This is a genomic window from Nodosilinea sp. FACHB-131 (assembly GCF_014695395.1).
Lineage (GTDB): Bacteria > Cyanobacteriota > Cyanobacteriia > Phormidesmidales > Phormidesmidaceae > Nodosilinea.
Genome location: NZ_JACJOF010000023.1, coordinates 116,112 through 130,188, shown reverse-complemented (window position 1 = coordinate 130,188; position 14,077 = coordinate 116,112). Strand labels below are relative to the sequence as shown.

12 protein-coding genes and 1 pseudogene are annotated in these 14,077 nt (G+C 59.3%); 3 read left to right on the top strand and 10 right to left on the bottom strand.

From position 1 onward, the window contains the following. Positions 1 to 219: 219 nt before the first annotated feature. From H6F75_RS14395 to H6F75_RS14360, 8 genes and pseudogenes are all read right to left on the bottom strand, one after another. Complete coding sequence (locus tag H6F75_RS14395) at positions 220 to 672, bottom strand: orange carotenoid protein N-terminal domain-containing protein (RefSeq protein ID WP_190753160.1); 453 nt, start codon at positions 670 to 672, stop codon at positions 220 to 222. 273 nt (positions 673 to 945) lie between these two features. Next, on the bottom strand, positions 946 to 1,632 hold the full coding sequence (locus H6F75_RS14390; protein ID WP_190753159.1) for an isochorismatase family cysteine hydrolase: 687 nt from the start codon (positions 1,630 to 1,632) through the stop codon (positions 946 to 948). A 50-nt stretch (positions 1,633 to 1,682) separates the two neighbouring features. After that, entirely contained in the window at positions 1,683 to 2,027 is a 345-nt protein-coding gene (locus H6F75_RS14385; RefSeq protein WP_190753158.1) for a cupin domain-containing protein, read from the bottom strand. A 67-nt stretch (positions 2,028 to 2,094) separates the two neighbouring features. Next, positions 2,095 to 3,639, bottom strand: coding sequence for an ABC transporter ATP-binding protein (locus H6F75_RS14380; RefSeq protein WP_190753157.1), 1,545 nt, complete (start codon positions 3,637 to 3,639; stop codon positions 2,095 to 2,097). A gap of 39 nt (positions 3,640 to 3,678) precedes the next feature. Further along, positions 3,679 to 4,437 (bottom strand): isochorismatase family cysteine hydrolase, encoded by a 759-nt coding sequence (locus H6F75_RS14375; protein ID WP_242020018.1) that lies wholly within the window; start codon positions 4,435 to 4,437, stop codon positions 3,679 to 3,681. 174 nt (positions 4,438 to 4,611) lie between these two features. Next, complete coding sequence (locus tag H6F75_RS14370) at positions 4,612 to 5,541, bottom strand: ABC transporter permease (RefSeq protein ID WP_190753156.1); 930 nt, start codon at positions 5,539 to 5,541, stop codon at positions 4,612 to 4,614. Between the two features lie 85 nt (positions 5,542 to 5,626). Continuing rightward, positions 5,627 to 6,718, bottom strand: coding sequence for an ABC transporter permease (locus tag H6F75_RS14365; RefSeq protein ID WP_190753155.1), 1,092 nt, complete (start codon positions 6,716 to 6,718; stop codon positions 5,627 to 5,629). A gap of 194 nt (positions 6,719 to 6,912) precedes the next feature. Further along, a pseudogene (locus tag H6F75_RS14360) lies at positions 6,913 to 8,069 on the bottom strand (BMP family ABC transporter substrate-binding protein). A gap of 267 nt (positions 8,070 to 8,336) precedes the next feature. Between H6F75_RS14360 and H6F75_RS14355 the strand changes: the two are divergent. Both H6F75_RS14355 and sipA read left to right on the top strand, forming a co-directional pair. Then, on the top strand, positions 8,337 to 12,077 hold the full coding sequence (locus H6F75_RS14355) for an NB-ARC domain-containing protein (protein ID WP_190753154.1): 3,741 nt from the start codon (positions 8,337 to 8,339) through the stop codon (positions 12,075 to 12,077). A 115-nt stretch (positions 12,078 to 12,192) separates the two neighbouring features. Beyond that, on the top strand, positions 12,193 to 12,423 hold the full coding sequence (gene sipA / locus H6F75_RS14350) for a regulatory protein SipA (protein WP_073609289.1): 231 nt from the start codon (positions 12,193 to 12,195) through the stop codon (positions 12,421 to 12,423). Between the two features lie 35 nt (positions 12,424 to 12,458). Here the strand turns inward: sipA and H6F75_RS14345 are convergent, their stop codons facing one another. Together H6F75_RS14345 and H6F75_RS14340 are read right to left on the bottom strand one after the other, a co-directional pair. Continuing rightward, positions 12,459 to 12,821 carry a hypothetical protein gene (locus H6F75_RS14345; RefSeq protein WP_190753153.1) on the bottom strand — a complete coding sequence of 121 codons (363 nt, stop codon included), beginning with the start codon at positions 12,819 to 12,821 and terminating at the stop codon, positions 12,459 to 12,461. Between the two features lie 195 nt (positions 12,822 to 13,016). After that, entirely contained in the window at positions 13,017 to 13,193 is a 177-nt protein-coding gene (locus H6F75_RS14340) for a hypothetical protein (protein ID WP_190524118.1), read from the bottom strand. A gap of 300 nt (positions 13,194 to 13,493) precedes the next feature. On the opposite strand from H6F75_RS14340, the gene H6F75_RS14335 reads away from it, so the two are divergent. Next, the gene (locus H6F75_RS14335; protein ID WP_190753152.1) at positions 13,494 to 13,964 is read left to right on the top strand and encodes a hypothetical protein; all 471 of its coding nucleotides are present in this window, start codon (positions 13,494 to 13,496) and stop codon (positions 13,962 to 13,964) included. The last annotated feature ends 113 nt before the right edge of the window (positions 13,965 to 14,077 follow it).

Here is a 14,077-nt window from a genome sequence, read left to right as displayed (position 1 = left end):
GCGGGCTAACTCCTAAGATTTATTGTTCTGTCAAATTTAAACGTGTAGGTCGGCTAATAGTGGAACCCCGCAAAGCCAGTTGTGGCTTGGTCACAACCTATTTAATCCGGCTATAAGCATCTCAGCTATTGATACTTATTAGACCAGCAATAACTAGCCCCGAAGGGTTTACTCGCCGGTACCTACTGAGGGCATCTATTGCTACCCGAAAGTGACTTTTTACGCGCCCATACCGGTGACGGCGTCGCGGGTAAAGGTAATCCGCTGCTCGAAGTCTAAGGCTTTGATTTGGTCAACAAATCCCTGGGTGTGCTCAGGCAAAGAGTAGTCGCTGGGGACGTTAATAATCTCGCCCGACTCCATACCTTGGGCCAGTAGTAGCCAAGTCTCTAGCTTCGACGAGGGGCTGAGGGCACCATACTGTTTACTGATGTCGGTGTCAGCTCGGTTGGCGATATCGCGCTGAGCCTGAAGCTGGTCCTCTTTGGACAGAACGACTATGTGATCGTAGAGGGTTTGGCCCATTCCTTCTACTTTGCTGTCGGGGTTAGGATTGAGCTGATCTTTAATGTCTAAATAGCCATACCACAGCAGCGCTAGCTGGGTGTCAGCATCGAAGGCTTCAAACTGTTTTAGAGGCTCTTTGATTGCGTCTAGAGTTGAGTTAGTCATGGGGACTTCCTGTGTAAGGTTCTGCACTGTGCTTTCCTGTCAAAACCTAAGTTCAAGCTGAACTGAAGTTTTGAAAAGGTTAGGCTAACAACGCTTTCGTTACAGACCTTAACGATTAAAGGTAAGTGATGTAGTCTGCCAGAAGGGATAACCCGAAAACCCTCGATTTGACAGAGTGACAAGGTTGCGCAGGACAACTAAAGGGGTCCAAGAGACGGCGATCGCTCCCAAAAACTCCCCAACAGTGCAATTGGACTCACACCTGCTCCATTCCTAAGCTATTACCGGAGTTTCATACTGAGCCGCTAGGGCGTTGAGCAGCGTCTCGGTGTGCCCCGTCCAGCCGATGATGCCATCTTGGGCACGCACCATTTCGAGGGTAGACTGCTTAAATTCGGGCAAGTAGCTCTCGGTAGCGTCTTCGACCAGCAGGCATTCGTAGCCGCGATCGTTGGCCTCGCGCATGGTGGTCTGCACGCAGACCTCGGTGGTCACGCCGGTAATGATTAGGTGGGTGATGCCTTGGGCTTTGAGGTGGACCTCTAGCTCAGTGGCATAGAAGGCTCCCTTGCCGGGTTTGGGAATGATCACCTCGTTGGGCAAGGGTGCGAGTTCGGGGATGATGCCGTTGCCCGGTTCGCCCAATATCAAAATTCGCCCCATAGGACCGCGATCGCCGATTTTGAGCGATCCATTGCCGCGATCGCGCTTCGACGGCGGACAGTCCGAGAGATCCGGCAGGTGCCCCTCCACAGTCTGAAAAATCGGCAGATGGTAGCGCCGAAACGCCTCCTGCAATGCCTGCACGTTGGGAATGATCGATCGCAGCAGGCTGACATCGTTGCCTAAGGCATCGCCAAAACCACCGGGCTCAATGAAATCGCGCTGCATGTCGATAATGAGCAGCGCGAGGCCGGTGGCGGGTAGGGGGTAGGGGTAGGGTAGGGCGGGTAGGGGCATGGTGGGTGGATGGGTAGGGGGTGGATGGGTAGGGGTAGAGCGTGTCTGCCTTAGGGTTCGATCTCGATGGGTTTGGCCCAGATGGCGAGGACGATGCAGCCCTCGGGGCTGCTGACGGTGTGGCAGGTGCCGGGTGGATTGACTACTAGGGTGCCCGCCCCATAGGTGCCGTTGTCATCGGTTTGGGAGCCTGACAGCACCAAAACGTGCTCAAACCCGGTATGACGATGGTAGGGAACCGAGGCTCCAGGCTGGTAGCGCAGCAGGGCAGCGGCGGCCCCACCGGGTTCGGCGGGGTAGAGCCAATGGATCTCGACTCCAGACCGAAACGGCTCCCAATCCAGTTCTGGGTCAGCCGCCATAGCTTTTAGGTCAGGCAAAACAATCGATTGCATACTAACTCTCCCACTCATTCACTCATCCACCCCCTACCCATCCACCCCCTACCCATCCACCCATCCACTAGTGCCCAGCCATCTTGTGACCTAGGGTTTTGATATCGGCAGCAGCGGTGGGGCTTTCGTAAACCAGTTCGCCGCCGCTGATCACAACGATGCGATCGCTCAGTTTCAGCAACTCATCGAGGTCTTCGCTTACCAGCAGCACCGCCACGCCCCGATTGCGGGCAGCGAGGATCTGGCTGTGGATATAGTCGACCGCCGAAAAGTCGAGACCAAAGCAGGGGTTAGCGGCAATCAGCAGGTTGATGTTGGTTGACGACAGTTCTCGGGCTAGCACGGTGCGCTGCACGTTGCCGCCAGAGAGATGACCTACCGGGGTATCGACCGACGGGGTTTTGACCGAGAAGACCTTGACTAAGCCCTCGGCCATGCGCCGAATGTTGCGCAGGCTGAGCAGCCAGCCGCGCCGAGCCTGGGGCGGGCAGTCGAAGGTGCGCAGGGCCATGTTTTCGGCCACACTCATGTGGGGGACACAGGCGTTGCGCAGCGGTTCTTCGGGCAGGGTGTAGACCTGGTGACGAGCCATTTCTTTGCGGGTCGACTGATAGGGCTCGCCGTTGACAAGAATATCGCCGCTGTGGCGGGGGCGCTGTCCGGCCAGCACCTCCACTAGCTCGCGCTGGCCGTTGCCCGAGACGCCGGCAATGCCAACGATTTCGCCACTGTTGACGATTAGATTAGCGCTGCACACAGCGGGCAGGCCGTTGTCGCGATCGGCGCACAGGTCTTTGAGCTCTAGAACCGGCTGCGAGTCGGCGATCGCGACCTTTTCCACTGGGGTGGCTTCGGTCTTTTCGCCCAGCATCATGTGGGCCATGTCATCGACGGTCAAATCGCGCACGTAGCCGTGGCCTGCCAGCTTCCCCTTGCGGAGCACCGTTACCTCGTCGGTAAACGCCATCACCTCGCGAAACTTGTGGGAAATCATCAGCACGCTGAGGTGGCCAGCGGTGACCTCTTCCCGCAGTAGGCCCAGCACCTCGTCGGCTTCGTCGGGGGTGAGCACCGAGGTGGGCTCATCGAGAATCAGCACCCGGCTATTCAAATAGAGCTGCTTGAGAATTTCGAGCTTTTGCTTTTGGCCGGCCGCTAGTTGAGCGATGGGGGTGCGCAGGTCGATCTGGAAGGGGGAAGTGGCCATGAAGGCGTCAAGGCGATCGTACTCGGTCTTCCAGTTGATCCACTGGGGGCTGTCGTAGCGGGAGAGCACCAGATTTTCGGCCACGGTCATGGCGGGCACCGAGGTGAAGTGCTGGTAGACCATGCCCAGGCCAAAGTGGTGGGCATCCTTAGGGCTATCGATCGCACGAGATTGCCGATCGACTAGCACCTCCCCCGAGGTGGGGGTGTAGAAGCCCATGATGCATTTCACTAGGGTGCTTTTGCCCGCTCCGTTTTCTCCTAGCAGAGCGTGAAAGCTGCCGGGGGTAACTTTGATCGAGACCTGATCGAGGGCAGTGAAGCTGCCAAAGCGTTTGGTGAGGTTAATCACCTCTAGCTCGGGGGGCGCGGTTTTGATCTGCGGTGCAGCAATCGCGGTTTTCATAGGGAAGTAGGGAGTAGGGGGTAGGGAGTGATGGGGAGATTAGGAGAAAGTAGGCTGTGCTTGCGAAACAACCGTAGGGTGGGCACTGCCCACCATTTCCCCAAAACTCATCTCGGATTGGGCCAAAGCTTCGATCAGGGCTTCGGAATGGGCTACTGCACCAAACACGCCGCCCTGCATTTTGACCATCTTCAGCGCGGCCAAGTGGTTGCCGTAGTCGGTAGCGCCTGTGCAGTCTGACAGCAGCAGGCACTCGTAGCCGCGATCGTTGGCGTCGCGCATGGTGGTGTGGACACACACATCGGTGGTGATGCCCGCCAAAATCAGGTTGCGAATGCCTTTGCGGGTCAGAATTAAATCCAGATCGGTGGCGTAGAAGGAGCCTTTACCGGGTTTATCGATCACCACTTCACCGGGCAGGGGTTGCAGCTCGGGAATGAGTTCCCAGCCAGGCTCGCCGCGCACTAAAATGCGTCCGCAGGGGCCGGGGTCACCAATGCCTGCGCCGATCTGGCGCGATCGCCACTGTTTGTTCTCCGGCAGGTCTGACAGATCGGGGCGATGGCCCTCGCGGGTGTGGATGATGGTGAAGTTGCGATCGCGCAGCACTTCTAGCAGCCTGGCGATCGGTGCGATCGGGGCGCGGGTGAGCGACAGGTCGTAGCCCATCTTGTCTACATAGCCGCCGATGCCGCAGAAATCGGTCTGCATGTCGATCACAATCAGCGCCGTATTTTCGGGCCGCAGCTCCCCGTCGTAGGGGTATGGATACGGCTCGGATTCAACGAAAATTCCCATGGGTTCTCTCCGGTTGGATAGCTAACGGGTATTAGCGCGCTTTATTGGTAGTTGGGCGGTCAGGCGAGGGCAGCGTTAGCGACCCCAACGGCAGCTGAGTGGGTTCCACTGTGTTTCACTCAACCTACCGTTCAACCGATCGCCATAAAGTGCTCTAAAGAACAGTGGCCAATGTTACTCCTGCGCCTGTCCGAGGGAGCCGGGGGCACCTGTTAAGGTCCGCTTGGGCGAGCAGGTAATCACCATAATCAACAGGGTCAAAATGTAGGGCGAGGCGTTGAACAAGTAGTAATAGGCGTCAATGCCCACCGATTGCAGGGCGGGGCCAATAGCCTGGGCACCGCCAAACAGCAGCGACGCGTAGAGACACTGCACCGGGTTCCAGCGGGCAAAAATCACCAGGGCCACGGCCATCAACCCCTGACCGCTGGAGATTCGCTCTGACCAGCTGCCGGGATAAAACAGCGATAGAGAGGCCCCGCCAATGCCGGCCAAAAAGCTGCCCGCGACAATGCTGGCCATTCGCACCTTGAAAATCGAAATCCCCATCGCCTTGGCGGCATCAGGGCTGTCGCCCACGGCGCGCACCAGCAGACCCCAGCGGCTAGAGCGAAAGAACCACTGCATGAGCGGGGCGATCGCTACCCCCAAAATAAACAGTGGGCTAATGCTCAGGGCCGACTCGAGCTGAGGAATTTGGGTCCACCCCGCCAGGGATAGAGTTGGTAGCTGAGGTGCCGAGGGCTGAATAAACGGCTTGCCCAAGAAGAAGGCCAGACCGCTGCCAAAGATAATCATGGCAATGCCTACCGCCACATCGTTGACCCGGGGCTGCTGGGCCAGCCAGCCGTGAATGACCCCTAAGAACATACCGGCTACACCGGCCACAATCACCCCCAGCCAGGGCGAACCAGTCAGGTACGACACGGCGTAGGCGCTCATGGCTCCCATCAGCAGAGTACCTTCCAGGCCCAGGTTGATCTTGCCGCTTTTTTCGGTCAGGCATTCCCCCAAGCTGACCAACAGAAACGGAGCGCTGCCCCGCAGGGTTCCAGCAATGATTGCGAGGGGAACACCCCACCACCCTAGTGCTTCACTGGCCATGGCTCTAAACTCTCTGTAGATTACTGTTGAAGACGTTTATGGACTGGGGCATTGCGCGCCATTGCGACCGTCTAACCCAACACACCTAGACTGGGGTTGCCGTCGCCATCGGCGGACTGGGCTGCACGCCGCGCTCCTTGAAGATGGGCAGCCGCCCGTAGAGCGAATCGCTATACAGCACCGACAGAAACACAATGCCCTGGAACACCATCACCGTGGCATCGGGCAGGCCGTGGCTGCGCTGTAGAATGCCGCCGCTGGCCAGAATGCCGCCCAAGAGCAGGGCCACCAGGCTAGCCGCGATCGGGTTGTGGCGGGCAATAAAGGCCACCAGCACGCCGCCGTAGCCGTAGTTCGCGTTCAGCGATTCGTTGGCTCGACCGTGGACGGCGGCCACCTCAACCATCCCCGCCAGGCCCGCGCAGGCCCCGCCCAAAAAGCAGATCGCCAGGGTGAGCTTGCCGACGGGTAGCCCCGCCACCCGCGCCGCTCGCACATTGCCCCCAGCGGTGCGCGCCGCAAAGCCAAAGGTTGTCCGCTGAATCAAGAAGTAGGCCAAACCGCAGGCCACCAGTCCCAGCACCAGACCGTAGTGCACCCGGCTGCCCGGCAGATTGCCCAGCATGTGCATTTCGGGCAGGGGATAGCTAGAGGGCTTGTTGAGCGAGCTGGGATCCTTCATCGGGCCGTTAACCATGTGGTTGAGCAGCGCGATCGCAATGTAGTTCATCAGCAGGCTGCTAATGGTCTCATTTACCGCTCGGTAGTGCCGCAGCGCTCCAACAATGGCAATCCAGATGCCGCCCGCCGCCATGCCCGCCAGGGCCATGCCCAGCTGCACCCCCGGGGTGGGCAAGCCCCAGCCCCCTAGGGTAAGGCCACCTGCTACCGCCGCCAACCCACCCAGCACCAGCGCTCCTTCGTTGCCGATGATCACCAGGCCCAACCGAGCGGGCAGCGCCGTACACAGAGCGCTCAGCATCAGCGGCGACGCCTGAATCAGCGTGTTTTGAAACGAGCTCCAGCTGCCAAAGGCGGCGCGGTAAATGGAGTAATACACCCCCAACGGGTTCGCCCCTGCCAGGGCGCAAAACAGACCAAATATCACCAGGGCCGCCAGCAGCGCTCCAATGGGAATACAGATTTTTTCGAGAAGACTCCGCCAGCGATCGCTCATGATTCTGCTCCTTAATTCACTGGATATTCAATCCCTTTATCAGAGATAACGTTGCGGTGAAGCGGCCTTAGAGTCGGTGGAACGCGCAAGTAGGTGGCGCAACCTAAGAGCTAGTAGGTAGGAGCCGCAGATGAATGGTGGGCAATGCCCACCCTACGACCATTCACCCATCCACCCTCTACCCATCCACCCGTCTACCCCACACTTCCCATCACCCCTTCCGCCAGCCAGTTCATCTGCTCCAGCTCGATCGCCGTCTGCCCCAGCTCTTTACCGCCAGCGATCACGGTCTTGCCCTTGTTGTCTTTGATTTCGCCTTTGTAAATCACCAGTTCTCCCGATATCAGCTGGGCCTGGGCGGTCTCTGCCGCCTGCTGGGCCTGGGCGCTCACCGCCGGGCCAAAGGGCGACAGCTTCAGAAAGCCATCTTTAAAGCCGCCCCGTACCAGGTGAGGAATGCCGCCATTCATCAGGGTTTTGCCCCCCTGCAACAGGCTGACGTAGTTTTTGTACACGTTCGACCAGTCCCACTCGGCCCCGGTGAGGTAGCCCTGGGGAGCCAGTTCAGCCTGGTTGGCGTGGTAACCCGTGGCAAAAATGCCGCGCCGCTCGGCGGTTTCAATCACCACCTTGGGGCTGTCAACGTGGCAGGTGAGCACGTCTATCCCCTGGTCGGCCATGCTGTTGGCGGCCTCGGCCTCACGCACCGGATCGGCCCAGTCGCCGGTAAAGATCACCTGGGTGGTGGCGCTGGGGTCGATGCTGCGAGCCCCCAGGGTAAAGCTGTTGACGTTGCGCAGCACCTGGGGAATGGGCTTGGCGGCGATGAACCCTAGCCGCTTGCTGGTCGAGGCGTGGGCGGCGACAACGCCCGCGACGTATTGGGCTTCGTCGATGTAGCCAAAGTAGCTGCCGACATTCTCGGGGTGCACACCCTCCTGGTACAGCCCGCCGCAGTGGAAAAACTGTACTTCGGGAAAGTCTTTGGCCAGCGCCAGCACGTGGGGGTCAAAGTAGCCAAAGGAGGTGGCAAAAATCGCCGTGGCCCCGTCCAGGTCGATCATGCTGCGGATGCTTTCTTGCACCGCGTTAGTTTCGGGCACGCTGGCCTCTTCGGAAGTTTTGACCCCATCGAGGGCATCGAGGCTGGCGCGCCCTTCGGCGTGGGCCTGGTTGTAGCCATAGTCATCCTTGGGGCCGACGTAGATGAACCCGGCTGTGAGGGTGTCGCTGCCCCCCGCCGTGGGGCGTTGCTACAGCCGCTGAGTTTTACCGTCAGGCCAAAGGCACCGGTGGCCAGCAATCCCCGAATCGCCTGGCGACGGGTCACCTGAAACGTGGGCTTCCGCATGGGGACTCTCCTTAGTGAGGGTGAAAGATAGTCAGGTTGAAGCGCTGAATGTTAAGGAGAGACTACCAACACAGGCTGGGCTGGGAGGTGCGAGGAAAGTTCGCCAAAAGTACGTTTCTGAGCGGGTAGAACCCGGCTTGGCGGGTGAAATGTTACCCAAGGTACAAAGTTGGGGGTAAGGCTTGGCTAGGATCAGCCCCATAGAATTTCCCCTAGGCCCCATGCCACTTTGGTTTTAGAGCAGCAAGTAGCATTGGATACACCCCGATGACCGATGACGATGCGTTAGGACTGGTTGAACGGGTTCTCGCCGAGCGTGGGGTGGCGCTCAGTCAGCTTCAGGTGACGTTATTTCAGCAGGCCTGGGGCGATCGCACCTACCAAGACACGGCCCTGGCTCTGGGTTACGAGGTGGGCTACATCAAGCAAATGGGGTCTGACCTGTGGCAGTGCCTTTCTGAGTATTTAGGAGAAAAAGTCACTAAGCGCAACCTGCGGACGGTCTTGGCTCGCCAGCTCAAAGCCCCCGATTTGGCGGCAGGCAACCCCAATGCAGCGCCTTTTCGTCGCCGCCGCGACTGGGGCGACGCCGCTACCGCAGCCGTGTTCTACGGCCGCACTGACGAGCTGGCTCAGCTGCAAGACTGGGTGGTTGCCGATGGCTGTCGGCTGGTGGGGCTGTTTGGCATGGGGGGCATCGGCAAAACCACTTTGGCGGTGAAGCTGGCCCAGCAGGTGCAAGACCAATTTGAAGTGGTGATCTGGCGATCGCTGCGCCATGCCCCACCGGTCAATGACCTGCTCAAAGATCTGCTGGGGTTGCTGTCGCCGGGAGCCAACACCGCCGCTGAGTTTGATGGCCTGCTGCGATCGCTGCTTGACCAGCTGCGCCGGCACCGCAGTCTGATTGTGCTCGACAATGGCGAGACCATTTTGCAGCCGCGCGATCGCACCGGCACCTATCAGCCGGGCTACGAAAACTATGCCCAGCTCTTCTACAGCCTGGGCAATGTTGACCACCCCAGCACCATCGTGCTCACCAGCCGCGAAAAAATTAAAGAGATCGCCCAGCAGGAAGGGGCTACCCTACCGATTCGCTCCCTGCGTTTGGGTGGGCTGCCGCCCCCGGTCGGCCAGTCCATTTTCCAGACTCGGGGCCAGTTTATGGGCACCCCCAGCGACTGGCAGCACCTGGTCAACCACTACGCGGGCAATCCTTTGGCCCTCAAGATGGTGGCGGCCGTGGTGCAAGACTTCTTTGATGGGCAGCTGGGGCCGTTTGTGCAAATTTTGGCCCAGGGAGACTCGGTGTTTGGCGACATTCGCGATCTGCTGACCCACCAGCTCGATCGCCTCACGACCGTTGAGCAGCAGGTGATGGCCTGGCTCGCCATTCATCGTGAGCCCGTTACCCTAGCGCAGGTGCGCGCTGACTTGGTGGCTCCCCTGGCCCTGGGCGAGCTGATCGAAGCCCTCACCAGCCTGGAGCGGCGATCGCTGATTGAGCGCGACATCCTACGAGCCAATGCTCGCAGCACGCGCTTCACCCTCCAGCCCGTGGTAATGGAATACATGACCGACTGGCTGGTAGAGCAGATCAGCCAGGCCATTCTGGCACCGCCGACGGTCGACTCCAGCCCACTGCACACCCACGCCCTGATGTTGGCCCAGGCTAAAGACTACATTCGCGACGGCCAAACTCGGCTGATTCTGCAACCGGTGCTGCAACGGCTACGGCTGCACCCTGACAGTTTAGCCCAGCGCCTGCGCCACCACCTTGACATCTGGCGCGGGCAGAGCTTGCAGAGCTACGCCTGCGGCAACCTGCTCAATCTGCTTCAGCAGGCTGACATCTCGCTGGCGGGCTGGGATTTTTCTGAGCAGACGATTTGGCAGGCCTATCTGCAAGACAGCACCTTGCACAACGCCAACTTTGCCCAGGCCGACCTGTCGCGATCGGTTTTCAAAGACACCTTTAGCCAGGTGCTAGCCATTGCCTTTAGCCCCGACGGCCAGCTGTTAGCAGCCAGCGATGTCAGCTACGAAATTCACCTATGGCGGGTCAGCGATGCCCAGCCGATGCTCACCCTGCATGCCCAAGACGGCTGGTGCTGGGCGGTGGCCTTCAGCCCCAATAACCAAACTCTGGCCAGCAGCGCCAATGGCACCATCGACCTGTGGAATCTCAAAACCGGCGATCGCTACGGCCAGCTCAAAGACTTCTCCAGCCGGTTTTTTTCCCTCGCTTTCAGCCCCGACGGGCGCTTTTTGGCCAGCGGCTGTGAAGACCACCAGATCCGCGTGTGGGATGTGCGGACTCAGACCCTGGTTTACAGCCTAGTGGGCCATACCGATGAGGTGCGATCGGTGGCGTTTTCACCCCAAAGCTATCTGCGCGGCGGTCCGAATTTGAGCGATTTGCACAGTGGCTCGTTTCAGAATCGCTCGGCCAGTCATCTCTTGGCCAGCGGCAGCTATGACGGCACCCTGCGCCTGTGGGATGTGGCCAGTGGCGACAGCACCGTAATGGCCGCTGGGTCACCGGTGTGGTCGATCGCCTTTAGCCCTGACGGGCAAACCCTGGCCAGTGGTCACCACAACGGCAGCATTGGCATCTGGGATGTCGGCACTCAGACCAGGGTGCGATCGCCTCAGCCCGCTTCAGCGGGACTTGCAAGTCAAGGGCATCAAGCGGTGCGCTCCGTCGCCTTTAGCCCCGACGGCCGCACCCTGGCCAGCGGTGGCGATGACCAGATCCTGCGCCTGTGGAACTGGCAGACCGGGCAGATCAACTGGGCGGTCAAGGGCCACAGCAGCTGGATCTCAAACGTCGCCTTTAGCCCCTTGGGGGAAACATCTGCCGAAGAGACCGGCTACATCCTAGCCAGCGCCAGCGAAGACCAGTCTGTGCGCCTGTGGGATAGCCAAAACCACCAACCCCTACGGGTGCTGCGTGGCCACAACAGCGGTGTGTGGTCTGTAGCGCTGCATCCCCAGGGTCACTACCTGGTCAGCGGTGGTCAGGACCGCCAGGTACGCCTGTGGCCCCTGACTACCCCAGCCGCTCCCCGAGAGTTTGTTGGGCACAATGGCTGGGTCTTTGCCGTCGCGGTTAGCCCCAACGGCCGCTGGATTGCTAGCGGTGGCGAAGATCGCACCGTGCGTCTGTGGGATAGCGAAACTGGGAACTGTCGCGCCACCTGGACCGACCATAGCCATGAGGTCTGGGCTCTAGCCTTTTGCCCTCGGGGTGCAATTGGGGGCGATCGCTTAGCCAGCGGCAGTCTTGACGGCACCATTCGCCTGTGGGATATCGACCGCCAGACGGGCTGTGGCATTCTCACAGGTCACACTAGCGGCGTTTGGACGCTGGCCATCAGCCCCGACGGTCGCCGCCTAGCCAGCGGCAGCCAAGATCAAACCGTGCGCCTTTGGGATCTTGAGTCCCAAACCTGCCTGCAAACCCTACCCTGCGAGGGCAGCTGGGTGCGAGGGCTAGCCTTTAGCCCCGATGGTCGGTTCCTCTCCAGCGGCGGGTCTAACGGCTATGTCATGCTGTGGGATCTGAAGCTGGGCCACCGCACCGTCATTGGCACCCACCCCAGCCTGGTGCTATCCGTAGCCTTTAGCCCCGATGGCCAGTGGCTGGCTAGCTGTGGCGGCGACACCACCATCAGGCTGTGGAACCTGCGCACTCGGCAGTGTCACCAAACCCTTTGCGGCCACAACAAGTGGGTGCGATACGTGACCTTTAGCGCCGACGGCGATCGCCTGATTAGCTGTAGCCAAGACGAAACCATTCAGGTTTGGCAAAAACTGCCAACTCCCGACGGCTTTATCTACCATCATGCCCAAACGCTACGGGTACCCCGTCCCTACGAAGGCATGGCGATCGCTGGGATCACTGGCTTGACCGCAGCCCAAAAATCGGCCTTAGTCGCTCTAGGAGCCAGCGAAACGCCAGCCCTTAGCCCGACGCCCTTGATCGCGCCTCTGTATTACCCGTAGAGTAGACTACACTCCAGGTATCACAACTGCCCCTAACCGCCAGCCCTTGGCCCAGTTCAGAGCGCCTTGGCCCTAGGTTTGGAACATTTAACCTTATGTTGACCCAGAGGTGGCCATGACATCTGAATTTGCCGTCGGCGATCGCGTCCGCCTCGCCGCCCTGCCCCCCTATTTCAAGACCGCCGACCCCATGCCCATGCTGCGTCCCGCCGATACGATTCCGTTAGGGGCGGAAGGGGTGATTCTTAATCGTCGCCCCGGTGGCTATTGGGGCATCAAATTCGATAAAGGGTCTTTTCTCGTCGATAGCCAGTTTTTAGAGCTAGCAGAAACCCCGGCAGACTAAACAACCGGGGCCTGCAAGTCATCCTTTGTCGCCAACTAGGCTGGCGAGACTTCAGTATCAGCCTCTGCGGCGGGGCTATCTGCCGTAGTTTCAGCAGCATCGCCTTCCGCAGCGTCACCTTCAGCCGCAACGTCATCTGCTACCGTTTCTTCCGGTGCTGCTTCGGGTTCCTCGACCGCCTCAACCTTAGGCTTGGGTTTAGGGCCGCGCATGAGCGCGGGCGGAACCGAGGGCTTGCGATCGCGATCGTCGCGATCGCGACCCCGACCACCACCGCCGCCCGAGCGCTTGCCCTGACCTCTAGGGCGCTCCTCGCCACCACCGCCGTCTTCTTTCACTCCCACGGTAATAATTTTTTTCTTGGGCTTCTCAGGGGAAGCATCCGGCGTGTCTGACATGACTTTACAGTAGTTAACGTCGTGGAGATCTTACCCCGAATCTGGCTCTGGCCCAATCTCGATCTAGCCAGCAGCGGCACCGATCGCATTGGCAATTCCAAAGGCTCACAAAAAAGCTCCCTTCCATAAGCTGAGGGAGCTTAACGCTCAATGGCTGGTTACCCGAGGGGGCTAATGCCAGCCAGCGGCAAAAAGTTAGTCGACGACCCGCAGTCTTCCCTGGCTGAGCGCTTCATAAACCCGATTGATTAAGGCGGCATCGTTAGGGCTTAGGTCACGCTGAGAAAACATGGCCATCAATTGCTGTTGGTCGTTTCGGGTTAGGCGACGGGCGGCAAACATTCGTTCGATGGTCTGCTCAAGGTTTGACATGGTAACGCACTCTGATTGGTCGAACCGTGGCTATTCCGGGGAATATATAACACAACTTGAGTGTTACCCCCGAAAACTATAACGCTTTGTATAGTAACCCGATTTTACTGGGCAACCAGAGAGGCCACATCGGCGGGATAACTTATCTATTGGGCTAAAGTTGCACGTCCGGAAAGTTCTATCTCCGTATTTTCACGGATAACCTTGAGCCGTTGCTGGGTGGCTCCCGTCGCGACACTACTCTGAAATCAAGAGCTCACCGGGTATACTCGTGCCATAGGGGTATAGAGTCAACAGCTAATGCAATACCTGGCAAAGGTTCAAAAAAAAGCATTTCTGGGCGGTGCAGAACTGCTGCTGCTGGCCGAACAGACCTCTGAATCGACCTGGGCGCGGCTGCCCTCGGAACGCATTGTCGAAACGACTCGCCTGCTTGCCTTTCAAGAGGGCAATCTGGTGCTGGTAGACCTTGACAACTTGAACCAGATTGTAGCGGTGCAAGACGCCACTCCCTGGGTGTTGGGCCTAGTCGAGCACTATCTGGCCTATGGGGTCACTCCCGAAGCCCTAGAGCAAGAAATTGAGCGGGCCGAACGGTGGCGGCAGTCGCTAACCCTCAAAAGCCAGGAAGTTGATCGCCGCGCCCTCGAAACCGCTGCCCGCCGCGACGAAATTCAAGAACTAGAGCGCAGCCTGAAACACGAACGCGAAGAACTAGAAACCCGCTGGCAGGCGTTGCAGCAGATGCAGTCGGAGGGGGGTGAGGGGTGAGGGGTGGATGGGTAGATGGGTAGATGGGTAGATGGGCGAGTGAATGGGTTGACCGCCTAAGTGCATATTCCCCAGTCCCTACTCGCCTACCTCCTACTCCCTACTTGCCTACC